The organism is Vibrio sp. FF145 (assembly GCF_041439075.1).
Lineage (GTDB): Bacteria > Pseudomonadota > Gammaproteobacteria > Enterobacterales > Vibrionaceae > Vibrio > Vibrio tasmaniensis_A.
Genome location: NZ_JBGONH010000015.1, coordinates 1 through 18,049 on the forward strand (window position 1 = coordinate 1; position 18,049 = coordinate 18,049).

The window sequence follows — 18,049 nt, forward strand, 5'->3', positions numbered from 1 at the left end:
TCCGCATGCAGGGTGGTGTGGGGGCTGGAGGGTAAATACCTCCGGCTACCCGATTGTTAGCTCTACGACTTAGACTGGACAAGACACAATTTATTGAAATTCATCGCCATGATTTTCTAATGTTTTAGTACCACACTCTAAACAAACTACATAGCGATCGATTAAATCTAGTGACGCTCCTGCTGGACTAGCCATCCCACCCAAAAAACCCGCAAGAAATTCCTTAAACTTTTCTTTCTTACTATTGCCATATTTGGACGGTTTTTGCTTAATCAATTCTTTATGTTCTGTTTTTTGACCACATTTGTCGCAATACCTAGCACTCATTTTAACCTCAATTGTTGTTTTATAAATCCTGAGAATGATATCGGAGTAGCTGCGCATATGAATGAGAAGTGAATCACACATATGAACCAGTACGCACATTTAATAAGTAGAACTAACGCTTATTAGATAGAAAATTCTGCATTTAAATACAGAGTTTTTCTGTCTAGTCTGATTTATGGGAAAGGATTATACTCATTAACCCTATTTATAACAGTGATTTAAATCATTAGCTGTAAAACTGGATGCTTAAAGTGTGGATTCTCGTCGTAGAAATGCAGAAAGGGCTACTTTCCTAAAAAAATAGCCCTTTCGATTGCTGTGAATCATCGGCGTTTCTTGTAGCGTTTTCGTGTGGTGTTCGCCCTTACCACACGCCCGTTCTTGAGCGTGTAACCTTTCTTAAGTTGGCCGTTTGGTCGACGACCTTTGCACTTGTGTCCTTTCATTGGGGTTCTCCAGTTTTCGTATCCGTTGCTCTTGGTCTTGTTGCACTCGCTTTATCCAGTTGATGTCTGTTTTCAAAGCCGCAATCGTGCCGAGGCTTGAGACTCAACCTGTAATAAATGCAATGACCAACGCATCAAGAAACGCCATCACTTCGTTTTCCATCGAGATCCGTAATATTCAAGTAGGTATCGCACCATGGCGCGTAATTGGGAATAAAAGACAAAATGAATGAAACGAACGCTCTAATAAACAACAAAGTGTTTTGATAAAATTGAGCTTAAAAAGTGACACTGCAACATAACTACCCTCCACTTTAATTGACGAACAGTAACAGTGGCCTCGTGACTCGTTGTCACAGCAAGCCATAAAACTCGCACACATAACTCTGATTACGACAAACCGAACCACAGTAAACTTAACTGTATAAATATACAGTCAAACTATTACCCCCGTAAAAACCGCACTTATTGAGCAAATAACATTCAGAACCAAGGGTCTGCGTACAGAATTCGTTCTAAAAATCAGTTTAATCATTAACTTTTCTGTATAATCTTCAATTCAATTTTAACTATTGGGTTCGAATGTGAATACTCGATAGAATCTCTGTTTGCGGTGACATCACGCATAACCACAAAGTTACATGTATGGATGATTAACATTTTGAGCGACAACGTATTCAGGCAAATCAATATATTCCTTTCTGTTTTTTGCCTCGCTGCCACTCTACTGTCGTTTATCTCTTACCATATGATCATGGATCAAAACTACGTTATCACTCCAGATAGATTCCCTACACTCGTTAACACTGACCAAGAACATAATGGTGGCACCAAGGGGGTGCTGTATAAGTCAGAAGACACCATTGAGTTACAGTGTGACTTTAAGCGTACTTATAGCTCGCCATTCTGTGAGATTGAGTTCGTTATCTCTACGGAAGGTAAAGGTCTGGATCTCTCAGTGTATGACTCAGTGACCATCAATATGGATTACGAAGGCCAAGAACAGCCAAGGTTTCGCTTTTACATTCGAAATTACGACGAGAATTACAGCGTTCAAGGTGACGCTATGTCTAATAAGTTCAATCGTTTAGATTTCTCGTTACCCGATAGAAAACACATCGACTTAGATTATTTCAATGTCCCTTTGTGGTGGATCGACTATTACAACCACCCTATTACGAATAGCGCCGTAGACGTTACCAACGCTGTGTCGGTTGAGTTAGGGCTTGGTGCTAGCACACTTGATGGGCACCATAAACTGACAGTACAAAGCATCGTTTTTCACGGCAAGACGATGGACAAGTTTGTTCTAGGAAAACTCTTAATTAGTTTATGGGTGCTGTATGCGATTTACTATATATCTTGTGCGTTATATCTAGCCAGAAGAACAAGAACAGGTGCCGCACAGCAACAACGTTTGTTGACTCAAGAAATTGAAGAGCTAAAGATAAAGGCTACAACCGATCCGTTGACCGGCTGTAGGAATAGAACTGAAGCTTTAGATGCTTTCTATGATTTTGAATGGTTAGCTCAGCAAGGAAAAACCATTCACATCGCTTTGTTTGATTTAGACCATTTTAAGCAAATCAATGATCAACATGGCCATGAAGTGGGTGACAAAGTACTTATTCAGTTTGTCGCAACGGCTAACGAGAGTCTTGGTGAGCAATATTTACTTTATCGCTGGGGTGGTGAGGAGTTCCTTTTAGTTTGCCTGGAGCAAACTGCGCTACAGTGTAACGAAGCTATCAATAATCTATACCTAGCAATTGACCAAAGCGTTTGGCCTAAAGCGCTTAAAGTAACTACTTCGACTGGAGTAACACAGCTTAAGCAACATGAATCGATACGTTCTGCAATTAAACGTGCAGACAAGGCACTCTACCAAGCGAAAGACAACGGACGAAACCAAGTCGCAAAGTTGTACTAAAGCTCGCTTGACTAGACTGCAGTTACACATTCAACTCTCTGCCAATACCCAATCAAGACGCCATTAATACCCTGTCGATATCTACTGTCCATTTAAGCCGCCGTTAGATTTTCAACGCAGACTAAAGAAGCCAAAAGCTTTACTGTCTCATTAGGGTTCTAATCGATATGTACGCCTCTAAGCGCGCTCTCACCATCGGTAATAACACATTCTGTAGTAACGCCATTAATCGCATTCTCAGGTTGAGATGTATCGTTTCTAAGCTTCCTAACTACTGGTTCTAAACCGCACATATCTGGCTAGTAAAAGCCTTCTCTAAGCAGTCGTAAGTCACTCGCGGTATCGGTTTTGAACATTACCGTCGTTACTTATCTCGCGCTGCTCTTCGAGGAAATCCTTATTATTCTGCTCCCGTCACGCTTCTAATCACGCACTCTGATCCACTAAAAATGGAAGTCACAACGTCACTATCCTTAAAAAACGCCATAGATTTAACTACTTAGACATGGTGACATAAATACTGACACCCAAAATGGTAGTTGTATTACTTTCAGAGCTTGCTGTAATTTAATTACAAATAGAAGCCAAGAAAAGCCTGATAAGTGGATTACTCTAACGTAACTTACTGAATAAAAGGCATTTAATGGTTTTGAATAGTTCGGGGTTTAGGGTAACTAAAGAATTGGTATGTACGAGATAATATACTAGAGGGTAATATGTTTAGTTATAGTGCGCTAAGGTGTTAAAAAAGAAGGGCTAATGCCCTACTCTTCTTTATTACTCATTTCTTCACGAATTTGCTCAGCAACGATTTTGATAGCTTGTGCTGTGCTGATGCCCTGGGTCATCATTTCTTGAATTCGTTCAACAGCTTTCTGTTGTTCTTCGTGAGAAAGGGTTGGTAAGTCGTTTAGCATAGTCTGCTCCTTTATTTAGGAGCAGAACTATATAAGGACTGTTAGTAACTAGCAAGGAAATTGATTGATGCACCCATTGCATTTTCATTTGTGTAGTTAGCACTTAAATCTAACTGGAACAAATTGAGTGGCGACAAACCAATACCTGCTGTGACTGTACCTTCTGAACCAGAGTATGCCAAATTCTTGTAGTACCCTGCCCTTAGCTGAAGCTGACGCAGAACATCAACTTCTGTACCAACGCGAATCATCTGTTCATTATCTTTGAACGAAGTAAACTTTTCGGTTTCATTTAAGTCATAGTCGACACTAAGCGTGAAGTAGTCCGCTACGATACCAGCACCTACGGTATATACTGGCTCTAGTTTGTATGCGTATTGGCCACCGACTTTGTGTGTCACACCGCTGGTCGTACTCGTTAAAGTTTGAGATGTATCTTTGGTATTGATATCTCTAGATATTAAGTTGGTAGCCGAAAAGCCAACTCGAAATGGACCTGTGAACCAAAGCGCGCCAGCATCCATATTAAAAGAAGTTTCACCTTCACCATTGTCTCTTACATCAGACAAATCGTAGCTCTTAACAGAAGCAACGTAGTTGTATGTGTAAATACGTTGAAGTTTAGGCGTGATACCAAATGAAATATGCTGCCCCATAAAGGTTTGATATTTAGCGAGAGTTAATCCAACTTCGGTAACACCAATAGCAACGGCTTCTACCGTCGACAACTCAAGCTTATCGGCATCTGTCGCTGACGCTTCATTGTAAACATTTGGTGTAGCAAACGATTCCGTATAGGCTTTGCCGAATAGGTTCGCCGCTATAAATTGATTTGGGATTGCGAATGCGACAACACCACCAAGTTCAACATTAGCTTGGTTACCATCGAGTTTTTTAAGAGCTGCATCTAAATCTGCAGTGTTTGTCGCAGCCAGAGCGGAATCAATATTTGATTTCATGTCTTGGGGGTCATTATAACTACCACCAAAACTTGGCGTGATCATACCCATATCATCGTTACGACGATAAATAGCAACAAGTGCTGGGTTATAGAATGGAGCTGTTAGGAAGTTTGCTGAAACAACACCAACACCACCCATCGCATCACCACGCGCTTCAATGGCGTAGTTTGCTGCTGAAAGAGGAAGACTGGCGAATGCAATTGATGCTGCGAGTAGTTTAGTTGTATTTTTCATGCCGTTTATCTTTGTTAGATCCCTTACATTATTAACGGCTCAATTCTAAATTACTTTAGCTACTCTTCGCTAGAAATATCATAAGTTTTACTGATAGTTTGTGCTTGCTCTATCGCTATGTCACCTTGCCAGCGCGAATGTACCATCGAAACGGCTAAAACATAACGATCATTGGGCAGTTCTTCACCCGTTAAATTGGTCGGATAATCGGATTCATAACTTTTACCCCACACCTGCTTATATCGTTCATCGACATAATCGTACAAACCTACGTCTAGCTTTGGTAATGGGCAGTATGGGTTCAGCAGTGCTTTTTTATCGATCAACCAAGAGTCTTTAGATGCCCAACGAACTTGTTGACGCATAACCACTTCACCAAGAATGACCCAAGTGCTCCAGGAATTACCGCTATTTCCTTTTACAGTCAGGCGATAAAGTCCGGAATCAAGTTGAGACGCTAAGCTATAACGTTTGCTGTATACGCTCACTGAAGTGTTATTGATTACCGGGTTACCTTTGGTGAACTCACTGTCAGACGAAACGACCTTGTCGACCCACTTCTCAAAGGTGATGTCTTGGATGTTGCTTTCCGATTCAACATCAATCGCCACACGGAATGTTTCCCTGCCTGGGCTTTGGATAATGTGTCTTTTCACTACGACCGAGCTGATCCAATCCGGTAAAGTGTTTTTGGTGAGCGTTTTCCCACAATCTTTGTTCAATGCTTGCTCGAACAGCTGATTGAGATGATCTTCGCGAGATTGCGAAGCATTGATTTGCCAAACTTCCACCAATGAATCAAACATCAATGCTAAATCATTATCTAGCAGGTGCTTGTGCACTTGTGTCAGCGCATCACTGTCCTTAAACCAATCGGCTGCGTGTGCAGTATTGATGACGCTTGATAAAATGAGTAGTGGAAGTAAGGTTTTTTTCATTACGCTTTCATCTTGTAGCCAACGCCACGTAAGGTTTCAATTTCTAAACCTGGTAACTTCTGTCTTAGTTGCAGAACGTGCGTATCTACAGTACGAGTTGTTGGGAAGTGGTTGTAACCCCAAACGTGGTCTAGTAGCTCATCACGAGTAAACACTCGACCAAGATTACTTGCCAAGAATAGCAATAGATCAAATTCCGTACGCGTTAACGTGACTTCCAGTTCATTAAAAAACACTTCACGTGTTGCCTTGTCAATTACAAGGTTTTGAGCCATCACTTTTGATGCATCTTGATCTTCAGCATCAGGTAGGCGTAGCTGTGCACGGATTCGAGCAAACAGTTCAGCTTCTGCAAATGGTTTCGTTAGGTAATCATTCGCACCTGAGTCTAAGCCGGCTACTTTGTCTTTTACTGTCACGAGAGCCGTAAGCAAAATAACTGGGATATCTTTCTTTTTCTTCCAACCGGGAAGTGAATCTACTGAGTCACCATCAGGAAGTTGACGGTCTAGGATCACAAGATCCGCTTGTTCCCAATAGCCTTCAACTTCAGAGATCAGCTCGGCATGTAAACATTCATATCCAGCTTGCTCAAGGCTAACTAATAAACCGTCAGCTAAATTTTTATCGTCTTCAACGAGAAGCAATGTCTGTTTCACAAGGTATCTCCAAAATAAATGTTGTTGGGGGGCCGATAAGCGTCATGTGACCGCCCATTTTTCCGACCATAGATTCTACTATCGTCAGACCTAAACCGAGTCCACTCTTACTTACGAATGGCTTTCTTAGTTGCCCCCAATCTTTGCGAGACAAGTCTCCATTATCTATAACTTTGAATGTCAGCTTCTTGTCAGAAGTATTCAGTTCTAGTATCACCGGGGCAACGCCGTATTTCACTGCATTTCTGATCAGGTTATCGATACACGTTCCTAACCAATATACGTTTACTTTTGCAGCAATATCTTTGTTTACGCGGAGTTCAATGCCCGGAGCAAAGTCTTCTTCAACTTTGTATTGAAGCCACTCTTCAACACTTGGCACCCACTCTGTTGCAAGCGGTTGGTTGTCTGATTGCAAATAGTCTTTACTTGCTTCTGCCAACTGCCTTAAACGGCGTGTATCTTCACACAACCTACGAAATTCATCATATACCGATTCTGGCAAGTGTTCGAACTCTCGCCTAAACCCTTCAACCGTCAATGACAAACTCGCAATCGGTGTTCTTAATTCATGCGTTAGAATTTGAAGAACCAGCATGCGGCTCTTCATCTCTTGTTTTTTACTGTTCCAACGGTAAACCGCCCACCCCAACACGAGTAGGATATTGGCAATCACCAAAATAAACATGGCGATCTGCAGAAGCTCTGAATGATCTTCTATTTCCCAACATACATTGCCGCGCTGGACGAAACAGCTGTTGCCTTCTGAGGACAAACTAAAGGATAAGCCCGCGAGCGTAGCATTTTCGTTCCAAACTGATTCTTTATACAGGTAATATCTATCGCCGCGCTTGACCCACATTTCATCAAGCTCAACAAACATACTCGCACCCGCTAGCAAAGCTGTTATGGCTTCGTTGTCCATCTTCTGTAGACGAGACAGTAGTTCATCGTGTTCTGTGTTCGGTCGCTCTTGAATGTGCATGTAGCGCTTCAACGAGTCAAATTTCTCTGGGTATAACTCAACGTAGCGTGCGGCATATGAACCGCCACCGGGATGAATCAAACCACTTCGAGTAAACCAACGATCAGAAAGTTTAGTCCCTTTACACATTGCACGAGTAAAGACCAAAGGCTCTGTGATTAGAGGGCTTAAGGGCAACTTTCCGCTGCATGTTTTTGATAACCGGTATAAGCGTTGGATGTCTTTTAGTGGGTATTCAGCAGTTTGCGGCAGCATAGAAGACGGCATGATCAAGCGAGTCGGGTAATCAGCCTGAAGCAGTCGAATATCATAAGATTCAATTGCCATTTCATGATCAAAAAGTTTAGTGAAGTTATCGATACGCTCAGGTAAAGAGTCAGCAAACGCGTTCACTGAAACTGATAATGTAGCGATAAGCAGAGTAAATGTTCTTTTGATGATCACAAACCAACGCAAATTCATATAGATCAATCAAATATATACCATTCGTTATCAAAGATAAATTTATAACCGCATGAAAAACCGTGCTAATGACGAGTTATAGCGACAAATTCGATCATATTAGGGCTATGTTGCACAGCTGTACTCGCTAATCGTTTGAGTCGTTATAACTTCATTCAAATGAGTTTTACGGCCGTCTATCGGACTGTGCTTATTGCTTATGGGCCATAGATTGCTGCTTATGGGTCATAGATTGTTGCTTTAGGATACAGCGACTTTCAGATGAATAAAAAAAGGAGCTCTAATGAGCTCCTTATTTAGTTACGACTTAATGCTTTTGCTTAGAAAATACTTAAAAAGTGTTTCCTATAGATGCTCTAGAATACCGAGACAGCTCTGTTTCGCATCACCAAACAACATCTGCGTATTCTCTTTGAAGAACAGTGGGTTTTGCACACCTGCGTAACCTGTGTTCATCGAACGTTTGAATACGATAACGTTCTGAGCATTCCAAACTTCAAGTACTGGCATGCCAGCAATTGGGCTGTTTGGATCTTCAAGTGCTGCTGGGTTCACAGTGTCGTTTGCACCGATAACCAAAACAGTATCGGTCTCATTGAAGTCATCGTTGAGTTCGTCCATTTCAAGAACGATATCGTAAGGTACTTTGGCTTCAGCAAGTAACACATTCATGTGACCCGGTAATCGACCAGCAACTGGGTGGATACCAAATCGAACATTGATGCCCTGCGCTCGCAGCTTCTCAGTGATTTCATGCACTGGGTATTGAGCTTGAGCTACTGCCATGCCGTATCCAGGAGTGATGATGACTGACTTTGAGTTTTTAAGCATGTCAGCCACGTCTTCAGCTGATGTTTCGCGGTGTTCACCTTGCTCTTCATCACCATCAGACACAACCACGTCTTGGCCGAATCCACCAGCAATAACGCTGATGAAAGAGCGATTCATCGCCTTACACATGATGTAAGAAAGAATCGCACCTGACGAACCAACCAATGCACCTGTTACGATAAGCAGATCGTTCGCAAGCATGAAACCTGCCGCTGCTGCTGCCCAACCAGAATATGAGTTCAGCATAGAGACAACCACTGGCATATCTGCGCCACCAATCGATGCCACTAGGTGGTAACCGAATGCGAATGCGATAAGAGTCATCACCATTAGCGCGAACATGCTGCCGTCCGCTTTAACGAACATAATCATCAGTAGTGTAGAAACTACGATCGCCGCTAGGTTCCACTTATGCTTATGAGGGATGTTCAATGCAGACGAAGAGATAACGCCGCGAAGCTTACCAAACGCAACAATAGAACCCGTGAACGTCACCGCACCGATAAACACGCCAAGGAACACTTCCACTAGGTGGATCACGTGCTCTGCATGAATATCAGCAGGGTTGATAGAAACGGTAGCAGGTGGATCAATGTAGCTGTTGTAACCTACAAGTACTGCTGCCATACCTACGAAGCTGTGCAGAATTGCCACCAGCTCAGGCATTTCAGTCATTTCTACTTTTCTTGCGTAGTGGATACCAATACCACCACCGATCACCATAGCAATGATGATCCATACAATACCTGCAGAATGTGGGCCAAAGATCGTCGCGATCAACGCGATTGCCATACCCGTGATACCGTAATAGTTACCTGCACGCGCAGATTCCTGTTTCGACAACCCAGCCAAGCTCATAATAAAGAATACAGCAGCCACAATATAAGCTGCTTGTACTAATCCTTCAGACATCTGTCACTCCTTAGTCTTTACGGAACATTTCAAGCATACGTTTGGTTACGGTAAAGCCACCAAAGATGTTGATACTTGCAATTAATACGGCAATAAATGATAAGAACGTGACAACGCCACTTCCTTGTCCTATCTGTAACAGTGCACCGACTACAATGATTCCTGAAATCGCGTTAGTTACGGACATCAAAGGCGTATGCAGAGAATGGCTTACATTCCAAACGACGTAATAACCCACCACACAAGCGAGTACAAAAACGGTAAAGTGAGATAAGAACGCAGCAGGAGCAACCGAAGCTACCCAAGCAAATGCACCTACAGCAACCGCCATGCCTGCCACTTTCTTAATTGGAGAAACCGGCTCTTCAACTTTTGGCTCTGGTTTGACCGCTTTGGGCTTAGCTTGTTGTGGTTGAGCTGAAACTTGAATGGGTGGTGCAGGCCAAGTGACTTCACCCTCTTTAACCACAGTAACACCGCGTAGCACGACATCTTCAAAGTCAATATTGATGTTGCCATCTTTCTCTTTGCAAAGCAGTTTCAGCAAGTTAACGAGGTTCGTTGCATACAGTTGAGATGATTGAGTCGGTAGTCGACCAACCATATCTGTGTAACCTACCACTTTCACGCCGTTAGTCGTTGTAATGACTTGATCCGCAACGGTATATTCACAGTTGCCGCCATTGGCTGCCGCAAGGTCCACAATCACACTACCAGCACTCATGCTGTCTACCATCTCTTTGGTAATCAGCTTAGGAGCCGGACGACCTGGAATCAGCGCCGTTGTAATGATGATATCGACATCTTTAGCTTGAGCTGCATACAGTTCTTCAGCTTTCTTATTGAATGCTTCAGACATCTCTTTTGCGTAGCCGTCGCCCGCGCTGGTATCTTCCTTGAAATCCACTTCCAAGAATTCAGCGCCCATAGATTCGACTTGCTCTTTTACTTCAGGACGAACATCGAACGAACGAACGATCGCACCCAAACTACCCGCAGCGCCAATTGCTGCTAGGCCAGCAACACCCGCACCAGCAACCAGTACCTTCGCGGGTGGAACTTTGCCTGCCGCCGTAATTTGACCTGTGAAGAATCGACCAAACTCATGCGCCGCCTCAACAACAGCACGGTAACCCGCGATGTTAGCCATAGAACTCAATGCATCTAACGCTTGAGCTCTTGAAATACGAGGTACAGAATCCATCGCCATCACGTTGATATTACGAGTGGACAATTGTTCCATTAATTCTGGGTTCTGAGCTGGCCAAATAAAGCTGACCAATGTTGCGCCATCTTTAAGAAGATCAATTTCATTTTTAGTTTCGTCAACGATCGGAGCGTTAACTTTAAAAATAATATCGGATTTCCAAGCTTCATCTGCGGTGACAATTTTTGCTCCAGCTTGTTCATAAACTGCATCTTCAAAACTTGCTAACGCACCTGCTTGTGATTCAACACAAACTTCAAATCCTAATTTTAGAAGCTGTTCTACCGATTTCGGCGAAGCAGCGACTCGCGTTTCACCTGCGAGTGTTTCTCTTGGTACACCAATTTGCATAGCTATTCCTTGACTATTGGCACAATGACTTATTCGTTTGTATCTAACGACAACTAATACTTCAAGCGTTTTATTCAAAGAACAGGAAAAGTTATTACTTATAACGATTTGGATGGAATTGGAGCACTTCATTTGAAGAAATGACGCCTCTTTTGAGCCAAGAGGTCAAACCACTTGCAAATATTCCTTTAAATAACAACCTACTAGCTGTTCTTTGTTCCTAAAACTAAAAAGAGCTTTCAGCATATACACTGAAAGCTCTCTAAATTATGACCAACATCAATTCTAACCCTATTTGGTTAGCTAAAAATGCTATCGCCCATTTGGTCGATGAACATCTGCGATTTTTTAAGCATCAGTTCATCGGCATCTTGTTTGTTTGAAACAACATCTGAACGAATAAAACGATGGGTTTTGATTTCACCATCAAATTCTTTCTCGATTCGCCCAGCTACACGGTATTGACCAGATTCAGCAATGGCATCTTGATAGATATTGAAGCCTTTGTATTCGACTGGCTCAATTTCTACTTTTTGTTCGGTTTTTTCTTTGCCACTAAATAATCTAGAAAAGAATCCCACGTTTTTACTCCTTAAATGACCGCATTAACCGTAAACTATCATGACTGTTTACCGCTCAACAATGGCTTTTCATACCATTGTAATTCAACGTCATCATCAAAATTATGTTGACTAAAGATAACGGGTACATTGTCGTCACGCTCTCGTCTTCTGTCGTCAATGATCATACTTTCTGCATTTTTGACCGCGATCTCACTATTTCGTTTATACAGCACCAATTTATCCTCTGGCAATGCCGATAGAAAATCGACATCGAAGCGAATATAGATGGGTTTAAGCTGACCTAAAGCCAAACACGCAAGATCGGCTAACTGCTCGTTGGTATAGCCAGAAACATACTCTTCTGTCGCTAATACATTTCCCACCAAAGTTTCCATATAGTTATGGACATCGACACTGATTTGCATATTACACCTCCATGTTGAGCGGTTGGTTCTAGTTTAATCGTTGTTACAGCTAATCATTGTTGTAACTAATTGCCGTTGTTGCTAACCGCTTCTGCAGTTAGGCGTATAACATCTGTTCATTGCTACTTAGGTAACCACCTAACTCTTAAGCACAAACTACCTTAATTTAGTTAAGTATCAATAACGGCTGTTTCATTTATCATATATACTGTTTAGCTCGTTCTTAGGTTAATAGCAACTGAAACACATATAAATTTAATTGTACAATTAGCGAGCTATGATCATGTTTTTGCTATAATTTAATGAAAAAGCTTGGCAATTGCTTGTTTACCCGTATCCTACGTATAAAATTAAAATATAAGATCATCATTATAGTTAGGCTCACCACATAAATGACATCTTCTTTCGTCACGTCGAGCATATTTCGATTTTGCTTTCCCTTACTTCTATTAGCAATATTACTTGCAGGTATGAACAACGTCATCCTAGTGACGGATTCAAACTTAGGGTTTGCTAGCAACCTCCCATACATTCTATTGAGCGTTGCGGTTTTGCTGTGCCACACATTTAAGCAAGGTCGTATGGCCATGGTGTCCTTAACCATGCTCGTCGCATACCTCATCATTCAAGTTCGTTTACAAACGCCACTCAACACAGGCACCACTCTATTAGAACTGTCTCTGTTAACCGCTTTAGTTCCTGTAACATGCTTACTGGTGTATGCCTTCCCAGATAACGGCGTTAACTCGAAATCCATGTTCCTATATGCTTTGGTTCTCGTTCTGTTTACGGTATGGGCACAATTAATTGTTTCTCATTTCCAGTCAGGTGGATTTGAGTCATGGAGCGAAGGTATCCTGTTTATCGTTAACGGATTCTCGAGGCTACCTTTCGTTTTAGTGCTGTATAGCCTTTGTTTACTTGGCCTTACTTCGATTTTAGTTCTGGTATACAACCGCGCGATTGATGTTGTCGTATACAGCGCAATTTTACTTTCTACTAGTACATTCATATTTTTTGATGTGCAATACATCTCTAGTACGATGTTCTCGCTGTCTGGTACGTTATTCATTATCTATGTCGTCTCTGCTAGCCACGATATGGCCTTTAATGACCGTTTAACTAACATTCCAGGTAGACACGCACTAGAAGTGGATATGAAGCACTTAGGGCGAAAATACTCAATGGCGATGGTTGATATCGACCACTTCAAGAAATTTAACGATACCTACGGGCATGACATTGGCGACGATGTGTTGAAGTTGGTAGCACGTATATTGAGTGAAACAACCGGTGGTGCAAAAGCTTATCGCTATGGTGGTGAAGAGTTTACGATTATTTTTAAAGGCAAATACTCGGAACAGGTTAAAGAGCACCTTCAAGTTCTCATTTCGGAAGTACAAAACTACGATATGACGATTCGAAATAGCAACGATCGCCCTGACGACCATGAAGTCGGCATTAAAAAACGTGGTCAGAGCAACAAATCAACTGAAGTCGTAAACGTAACGGTGAGCATTGGGCTGTCTGATAGTAGAACCACTAAACAACCCGTAGAAGTCTTGAAACTTGCCGATAACGCACTGTACAAAGCAAAAGAAACTGGCCGAAACAAGCTGTGTGTCGATAGTTAAAGACGTTGAAAGTCTTGGAATGTAAAGCTCTGAACATCGTAATTTAACGGTGTGAACATCGAAAGCGTTGGTGCTTAGACTAATCTTGGTTAAAGAAGATGACTAAGCTCCCTCCTTTCAAACTACTTCCGTAATTGATAGTAAACCCTATTCCTACATTGTCGACCCAGTCATTAAACAGATTTGGGTTAAGCAACCAACCTACACTACCTTCGTAGTAAGCTGTAGTGCCCATAGACGCGACAGTATCACCACCAATATCTATTCTTCTTATACTCGAATACATGGATGTGATGTTTTTGTCCCAACGAACTAAGTCATAGAAGATCTTAGCTTCATTTGCTATGTACCAACCTTCTGGGTGACCAATATTACCGTTATTGGCTTCTCCCCAACCTATACCATTAAAGTAATGCCAACTGGTACTGAGTTTATATTTACCCCAGTCATTCTTATCTTCAAACATCAACTTTATCTTAGGCTCTATTATGTATGCCCAAGCATCCGTGTTCAGATAAAGACCATCCAGCTGACCTTGAATTGGTGCAAGCAACGAAGAACGATATTCAAAATCGTTTCGATAATAGGAAATATGGTTACCAATTGCAGAACTAAAACTCCAGTATTCGTTCAACTGGGATACGTTTGCATACTCAACGTAACCAGAAACAACAGACTCTTTTTGAAAGTCGCTTATCGTTGAACTGGCATATTGAACATCCTTCTCTATCCGCAACGCAGATAAACGAAGTGTTACTTCTTGATGGTTGTCTTCAATATAACTTGGCACTTCAAAGGTATAAGGAAGGCTGAGGGAAGCGATATTTTGTCGGCGACTTACTGAGTCATTAGAGCCAATATCTTCATTGTCCAAACTAAAGACTTTGTTGGGATCAAAATTATTTATGCCAAAGGTAAACACATCCGTATCATTGAGCAAAACACTCGTTGCGAAGGTTTGTTCAATGTCTTTTCTGACCAATTCAGAGAGCGAAGCTGCGTTAACAGCGGTTGGACACACGGAAACAAACAGAGTTAATACAAGACCTTTGTTTGAGTTAGTCATAACGAATGACTTGGAATGCTGCATTTCTTTTATCACTTAAGTCACTTCCTAGCTTATAAGCTACTAGAAGTATAATTCAGGTTACTACCGAAGCTCGTCAACTATTGCTCAAGCTCCATAATATCGCGTTGTATGTAGGTATTTCTTCCACTTTGCTTGGCTTGATACAGTGCTTGGTCAACCTTTTCGTAAATAGAAGCGATAGCTTCACCACCTTCAGGGACGAATGACAACACACCTTGTGACGCTGTCACCCTATCAGACACTGCTGAGTAGTCGTGGACGTAGTTCATTTGATGCAGTGCTTCTTTTACACGATTAGCCTGTAAATTAGCCCCTGAGCTATCGGTATCACTCAGAATGATGACGAACTCTTCACCGCCGTAACGTCCAACAAACTCTCCAGCTCGAACAAAGAGCTCTTTCAAAGTATTGGCAAGCCCTTGCAGGCACTTATCCCCTTGAATGTGGCCATAGTTATCGTTGTAAGGCTTAAAAAAGTCAACATCGAGTAGTATGACGGTCATGGATATATTACGTCGTCCGTGCCACGCAATGCTCTCTTCAAGCTTAGTATCCATATATCGTCGGTTGTACAATTTGGTTAGGCCGTCTTCGTTGGCTTGTTGTTGCAGTAAAATATTCAGTTCTTCGAGTTTGGCGGTACTCTGTTTTAACTCTCGTCTCATGTGCGCAATACGCTGCATCGCAATCAACTTAGAGTTCAAAACAACTTTGTTTACCGGTTTGATCAAATAATCATCGCCGCCGGCATCTATCGCTTTTGCGATCATTTCAGGCTCTTCATGACCGCTCAAAAAGATGATCGGAACCCATTCTGGGAATTGCCGACGAACTTCGTTAGCGACCTCAAAACCATCCATGTCTGGCATGCTGATATCCAGTAACACGAGTTCAGGATCAAAATCAGAATAAACATTCAGGGCTTCTTTTCCGCTACCAACAGCTTCTACAACATGACCCAGTTGCTTGAGTCGAATAGCGAGTTGCATCCTATCCAGTTGAACGTCATCAACCAGCAATATGCGCATCGAAGATCCCTTTTCTATCATCACATCACCTTTATCTAGTGTTGAATATTCAAAGTAGCTCAAATTTGGGCTTAAATCATGCCCTAATCTCTATATTATATTGACTTTTTTACAGATCTTTTTAGCATTGTTTCTTTTTAAAGAGAAATACTATGTCAGACGCTACAAACAACGAAGTACAAGAAATCGATTTAACCACTATCTCACCAGAGCTTCGCCAAGTTATCGAATTTGATGAAGTGCCTAAAGAGATGCACAACATGGTTACTTCTATTCACGAAGTGTCTGAAGAAGCAGTGCGTGAAACTTGGAGCAGCCTTCCAGCAAGCGCACAAAATGTTTTAGACAACTTCGAGCAATTCCACGCTCTAATCTCTGTTAGCCAAGCTTTCGCTGGCGTAAACATGATGGAGGAGTTCCCTACTCTTAAACTTCCAGAAGGCATGTCTGATGAAGAAAAAGAAGAGTACCGAGCTCAACTGCTTGACCAAATTTTACATAACTGTGTAAAAGACATGGCTAAGCAAATCAAGAAAGCGCGCCGTGATGCTATCTTGAAGCGTGATTTCAAAGAAGTTTTCATCCGCTAAGCTATTCAGAGCACCTAAATTTAGGTTGAATGCTTAAGGAAAACTTAATGATTAAGCCGTATGTTATTTAAAACATGCGGCTTTTTTGTACCAGCAGCTTTTTCTATACGTTCTTTTTCTGCTCGCTTCTTCTATTATTCGAATGTAACGTCTGGGTTCTTGTTAGTGCAGGGATTCTCATTGTGGCTCTTAGAATTCTAACTTTTCTCATCGCACGAAAGTATACATACACACTCATATAGTATGACGCAGAACTGGCAGTTATACCGTATAAAAATGACGCATGTAGTCATTTATGGAATCAAGATCGAGTCACAGAATCAAGTTCGAGTTTTACCCGTTCTAAAATGAAACCAGAAACCAAGTACGTCGTGGGGCCTTAATGTATTACCGCTAGATCTGAATATCTTATCGCATGAGCTTGCTGCATGAACTTAGTGCATAAGTTTAGTGCGTTATCGCAATATCTCTTTGCGCGACACTCACGCCTTTAATTTGTGCGTAGACACGTTGCCCAATTTCTAAATTCAGCTCATCCAGCGCCCACAATGTAATGGTTGCCCATAGGTAGCATCCGGCCTCAAGTTCTAACTCGACAGCGACACTCTGCTTATTCGAGCCTTGCTGGTGCGTCTCTACCCTTTTAATAGTGACAGGAAGGATATTACGTATCGAAGTGCCTTGCGGCTGCTGTAGCGTGATAGAGACATCATTTGCCCTCACTTGCAGCCTTACCGTAGTGCCAAGCTCGCTCGACACCTTTTGAACCCAAAGTGACGTTGATTTACCTAACGTTAGACGTGACAACGCATAATCATCATTATGTTCCGCTAATGTCGCTTCAAACAACGAACTTTGCTCTGAAAAAGATTGCCACGGTTGCATGGCTCTCGATGCCCATACCTCTTCCGTCATCCCCGATGAAATAACTGTGCCTTGCTCAATGATCACAAGGTGATTTGCCAAGCGTAATATTTCATTGAGGCTATGAGTGACATAGATAATCGGTATTTGAACGGTTTCAGATAAGTTTTCAAGAAACGGCATTACTTCACGCTTACGAGGTAAGTCCAGAGACGCCAATGGCTCATCCATCAATAGAATGCTGGGCTTAGACAACAGTGCGCGGCCAATCGCAACACGTTGCTTCTCACCGCCAGACAGACGGGCTGGATAGCGATCAAGCAGCGAGTCCAACGATAGCAGCGAGACTATTTGTTCAAAGTGCGCGTTATCGACGCATTTCATGCCGTACTTTAAATTCGCAGCTACCTTCATGTGTGGGAACAATCGTGATTCTTGGAATACATAGCCGACGTTGCGTTTGTGCGTTGGTAAGTTGATGCCATTTTCACTATCGAACAGAATGGTTCCAGATACGCTGATCAAGCCACTATCTGGTTGTTTGAGACCACTAATGGCATTGATAAGTGAAGTTTTACCTGCACCAGAACGACCGAAAATTGCCGTAATACCAGTACTTGGCAATTCTAAGTCAATATCAAAAAACGTTTCACCAAGCTGTTGCTGATATTGGAGGACCAAAGTGCTCATGCGA

At 42.1% G+C, this 18,049-nt stretch carries 17 protein-coding genes and 1 pseudogene; 3 read left to right on the forward strand and 15 right to left on the reverse strand.

Features of this window, described 5'->3' with window-relative positions; translation table 11 throughout:
- Positions 1-90: 90 nt before the first annotated feature.
- The 3 genes and pseudogenes from ACED42_RS07690 to ACED42_RS07700 all read right to left on the reverse strand — a co-directional run bounded on the left by ACED42_RS07690 (position 91) and on the right by ACED42_RS07700 (position 921).
- Positions 91-327 carry a hypothetical protein gene (locus ACED42_RS07690; protein WP_371702047.1) on the reverse strand — a complete coding sequence of 79 codons (237 nt, stop codon included), beginning with the start codon at positions 325-327 and terminating at the stop codon, positions 91-93.
- A gap of 323 nt (positions 328-650) precedes the next feature.
- Positions 651-773 (reverse strand): hypothetical protein, encoded by a 123-nt coding sequence (locus ACED42_RS07695; protein WP_258186662.1) that lies wholly within the window; start codon positions 771-773, stop codon positions 651-653.
- Positions 727-921: pseudogene (locus ACED42_RS07700) on the reverse strand (hypothetical protein). Before ACED42_RS07700 ends, ACED42_RS07695 begins: the two are co-directional and overlap by 47 nt.
- A 501-nt stretch (positions 922-1,422) precedes the next feature.
- On the opposite strand from ACED42_RS07700, the gene ACED42_RS07705 reads away from it, so the two are divergent.
- The gene (locus tag ACED42_RS07705) at positions 1,423-2,703 is read left to right on the forward strand and encodes a GGDEF domain-containing protein (RefSeq protein ID WP_371702049.1); all 1,281 of its coding nucleotides are present in this window, start codon (positions 1,423-1,425) and stop codon (positions 2,701-2,703) included.
- Between the two features lie 764 nt (positions 2,704-3,467).
- Here the strand turns inward: ACED42_RS07705 and ACED42_RS07710 are convergent.
- From ACED42_RS07710 to ACED42_RS07750, 9 genes are all read right to left on the reverse strand, one after another.
- Complete coding sequence (locus tag ACED42_RS07710) at positions 3,468-3,620, reverse strand: YoaH family protein (RefSeq protein WP_004731009.1); 153 nt, start codon at positions 3,618-3,620, stop codon at positions 3,468-3,470.
- 41 nt (positions 3,621-3,661) lie between these two features.
- Positions 3,662-4,816, reverse strand: coding sequence for a conjugal transfer protein TraF (locus tag ACED42_RS07715; protein WP_012600631.1), 1,155 nt, complete (start codon positions 4,814-4,816; stop codon positions 3,662-3,664).
- 59 nt (positions 4,817-4,875) lie between these two features.
- On the reverse strand, positions 4,876-5,754 hold the full coding sequence (locus ACED42_RS07720; protein ID WP_371702051.1) for a DUF2861 family protein: 879 nt from the start codon (positions 5,752-5,754) through the stop codon (positions 4,876-4,878).
- The gene (vxrB, locus tag ACED42_RS07725) at positions 5,754-6,413 is read right to left on the reverse strand and encodes a response regulator transcription factor VxrB (protein ID WP_009845363.1); all 660 of its coding nucleotides are present in this window, start codon (positions 6,411-6,413) and stop codon (positions 5,754-5,756) included. Before vxrB ends, ACED42_RS07720 begins: the two co-directional genes overlap by 1 nt.
- On the reverse strand, positions 6,388-7,860 hold the full coding sequence (gene vxrA, locus ACED42_RS07730) for a sensor histidine kinase VxrA (protein ID WP_009845362.1): 1,473 nt from the start codon (positions 7,858-7,860) through the stop codon (positions 6,388-6,390). Before vxrA ends, vxrB begins: the two co-directional genes overlap by 26 nt.
- Positions 7,861-8,205: 345 nt before the next feature.
- Positions 8,206-9,603 carry a Re/Si-specific NAD(P)(+) transhydrogenase subunit beta gene (pntB, locus tag ACED42_RS07735; protein ID WP_009845361.1) on the reverse strand — a complete coding sequence of 466 codons (1,398 nt, stop codon included), beginning with the start codon at positions 9,601-9,603 and terminating at the stop codon, positions 8,206-8,208.
- A gap of 10 nt (positions 9,604-9,613) precedes the next feature.
- Positions 9,614-11,161 (reverse strand): Re/Si-specific NAD(P)(+) transhydrogenase subunit alpha, encoded by a 1,548-nt coding sequence (gene pntA, locus ACED42_RS07740; RefSeq protein ID WP_371702052.1) that lies wholly within the window; start codon positions 11,159-11,161, stop codon positions 9,614-9,616.
- Between the two features lie 299 nt (positions 11,162-11,460).
- Entirely contained in the window at positions 11,461-11,742 is a 282-nt protein-coding gene (locus tag ACED42_RS07745; RefSeq protein ID WP_012600627.1) for an HlyU family transcriptional regulator, read from the reverse strand.
- A gap of 38 nt (positions 11,743-11,780) precedes the next feature.
- Complete coding sequence (locus ACED42_RS07750) at positions 11,781-12,149, reverse strand: late competence development ComFB family protein (protein WP_009845358.1); 369 nt, start codon at positions 12,147-12,149, stop codon at positions 11,781-11,783.
- 392 nt (positions 12,150-12,541) lie between these two features.
- Between ACED42_RS07750 and ACED42_RS07755 the strand changes: the two genes are divergently transcribed.
- Complete coding sequence (locus ACED42_RS07755) at positions 12,542-13,783, forward strand: GGDEF domain-containing protein (protein WP_012600626.1); 1,242 nt, start codon at positions 12,542-12,544, stop codon at positions 13,781-13,783.
- 79 nt (positions 13,784-13,862) lie between these two features.
- Here ACED42_RS07755 and ACED42_RS07760 read toward each other — a convergent pair whose 3' ends face one another.
- Together ACED42_RS07760 and ACED42_RS07765 are read right to left on the reverse strand one after the other, a co-directional pair.
- Entirely contained in the window at positions 13,863-14,849 is a 987-nt protein-coding gene (locus tag ACED42_RS07760; RefSeq protein WP_371702111.1) for a Solitary outer membrane autotransporter beta-barrel domain, read from the reverse strand.
- Between the two features lie 101 nt (positions 14,850-14,950).
- Positions 14,951-15,901 carry a diguanylate cyclase gene (locus ACED42_RS07765; protein ID WP_371702054.1) on the reverse strand — a complete coding sequence of 317 codons (951 nt, stop codon included), beginning with the start codon at positions 15,899-15,901 and terminating at the stop codon, positions 14,951-14,953.
- 152 nt (positions 15,902-16,053) lie between these two features.
- On the opposite strand from ACED42_RS07765, the gene ACED42_RS07770 reads away from it, so the two are divergent.
- On the forward strand, positions 16,054-16,491 hold the full coding sequence (locus ACED42_RS07770; RefSeq protein ID WP_004731036.1) for a DUF3069 domain-containing protein: 438 nt from the start codon (positions 16,054-16,056) through the stop codon (positions 16,489-16,491).
- Positions 16,492-16,938: 447 nt separating this feature from the next.
- Here the strand turns inward: ACED42_RS07770 and modC are convergent, their stop codons facing one another.
- On the reverse strand, positions 16,939-18,045 hold the full coding sequence (modC, locus tag ACED42_RS07775; protein ID WP_029222763.1) for a molybdenum ABC transporter ATP-binding protein ModC: 1,107 nt from the start codon (positions 18,043-18,045) through the stop codon (positions 16,939-16,941).
- Positions 18,046-18,049 lie beyond the last annotated feature (4 nt).

Bases quoted from the DNA above. Each gene is read 5' to 3' on its own strand.
- ACED42_RS07755 (WP_012600626.1), top strand. From the start codon at position 12,542: ATGACATCTTCTTTCGTCACGTCGAGCATATTTCGATTTTGCTTTCCC.
- ACED42_RS07710 (WP_004731009.1), bottom strand. From the start codon at position 3,620: ATGCTAAACGACTTACCAACCCTTTCTCACGAAGAACAACAGAAAGCT.
- modC (WP_029222763.1), bottom strand. From the start codon at position 18,045: ATGAGCACTTTGGTCCTCCAATATCAGCAACAGCTTGGTGAAACGTTT.
- pntB (WP_009845361.1), bottom strand. From the start codon at position 9,603: ATGTCTGAAGGATTAGTACAAGCAGCTTATATTGTGGCTGCTGTATTC.
- pntA (WP_371702052.1), bottom strand. From the start codon at position 11,161: ATGCAAATTGGTGTACCAAGAGAAACACTCGCAGGTGAAACGCGAGTC.
- ACED42_RS07705 (WP_371702049.1), top strand. From the start codon at position 1,423: ATGATTAACATTTTGAGCGACAACGTATTCAGGCAAATCAATATATTC.
- ACED42_RS07770 (WP_004731036.1), top strand. From the start codon at position 16,054: ATGTCAGACGCTACAAACAACGAAGTACAAGAAATCGATTTAACCACT.
- vxrA (WP_009845362.1), bottom strand. From the start codon at position 7,860: ATGAATTTGCGTTGGTTTGTGATCATCAAAAGAACATTTACTCTGCTT.
- ACED42_RS07750 (WP_009845358.1), bottom strand. From the start codon at position 12,149: ATGCAAATCAGTGTCGATGTCCATAACTATATGGAAACTTTGGTGGGA.
- ACED42_RS07695 (WP_258186662.1), bottom strand. From the start codon at position 773: ATGAAAGGACACAAGTGCAAAGGTCGTCGACCAAACGGCCAACTTAAG.
- ACED42_RS07715 (WP_012600631.1), bottom strand. From the start codon at position 4,816: ATGAAAAATACAACTAAACTACTCGCAGCATCAATTGCATTCGCCAGT.
- ACED42_RS07720 (WP_371702051.1), bottom strand. From the start codon at position 5,754: ATGAAAAAAACCTTACTTCCACTACTCATTTTATCAAGCGTCATCAAT.
- ACED42_RS07690 (WP_371702047.1), bottom strand. From the start codon at position 327: ATGAGTGCTAGGTATTGCGACAAATGTGGTCAAAAAACAGAACATAAA.
- ACED42_RS07760 (WP_371702111.1), bottom strand. From the start codon at position 14,849: ATGACTAACTCAAACAAAGGTCTTGTATTAACTCTGTTTGTTTCCGTG.
- ACED42_RS07765 (WP_371702054.1), bottom strand. From the start codon at position 15,901: ATGCGCATATTGCTGGTTGATGACGTTCAACTGGATAGGATGCAACTC.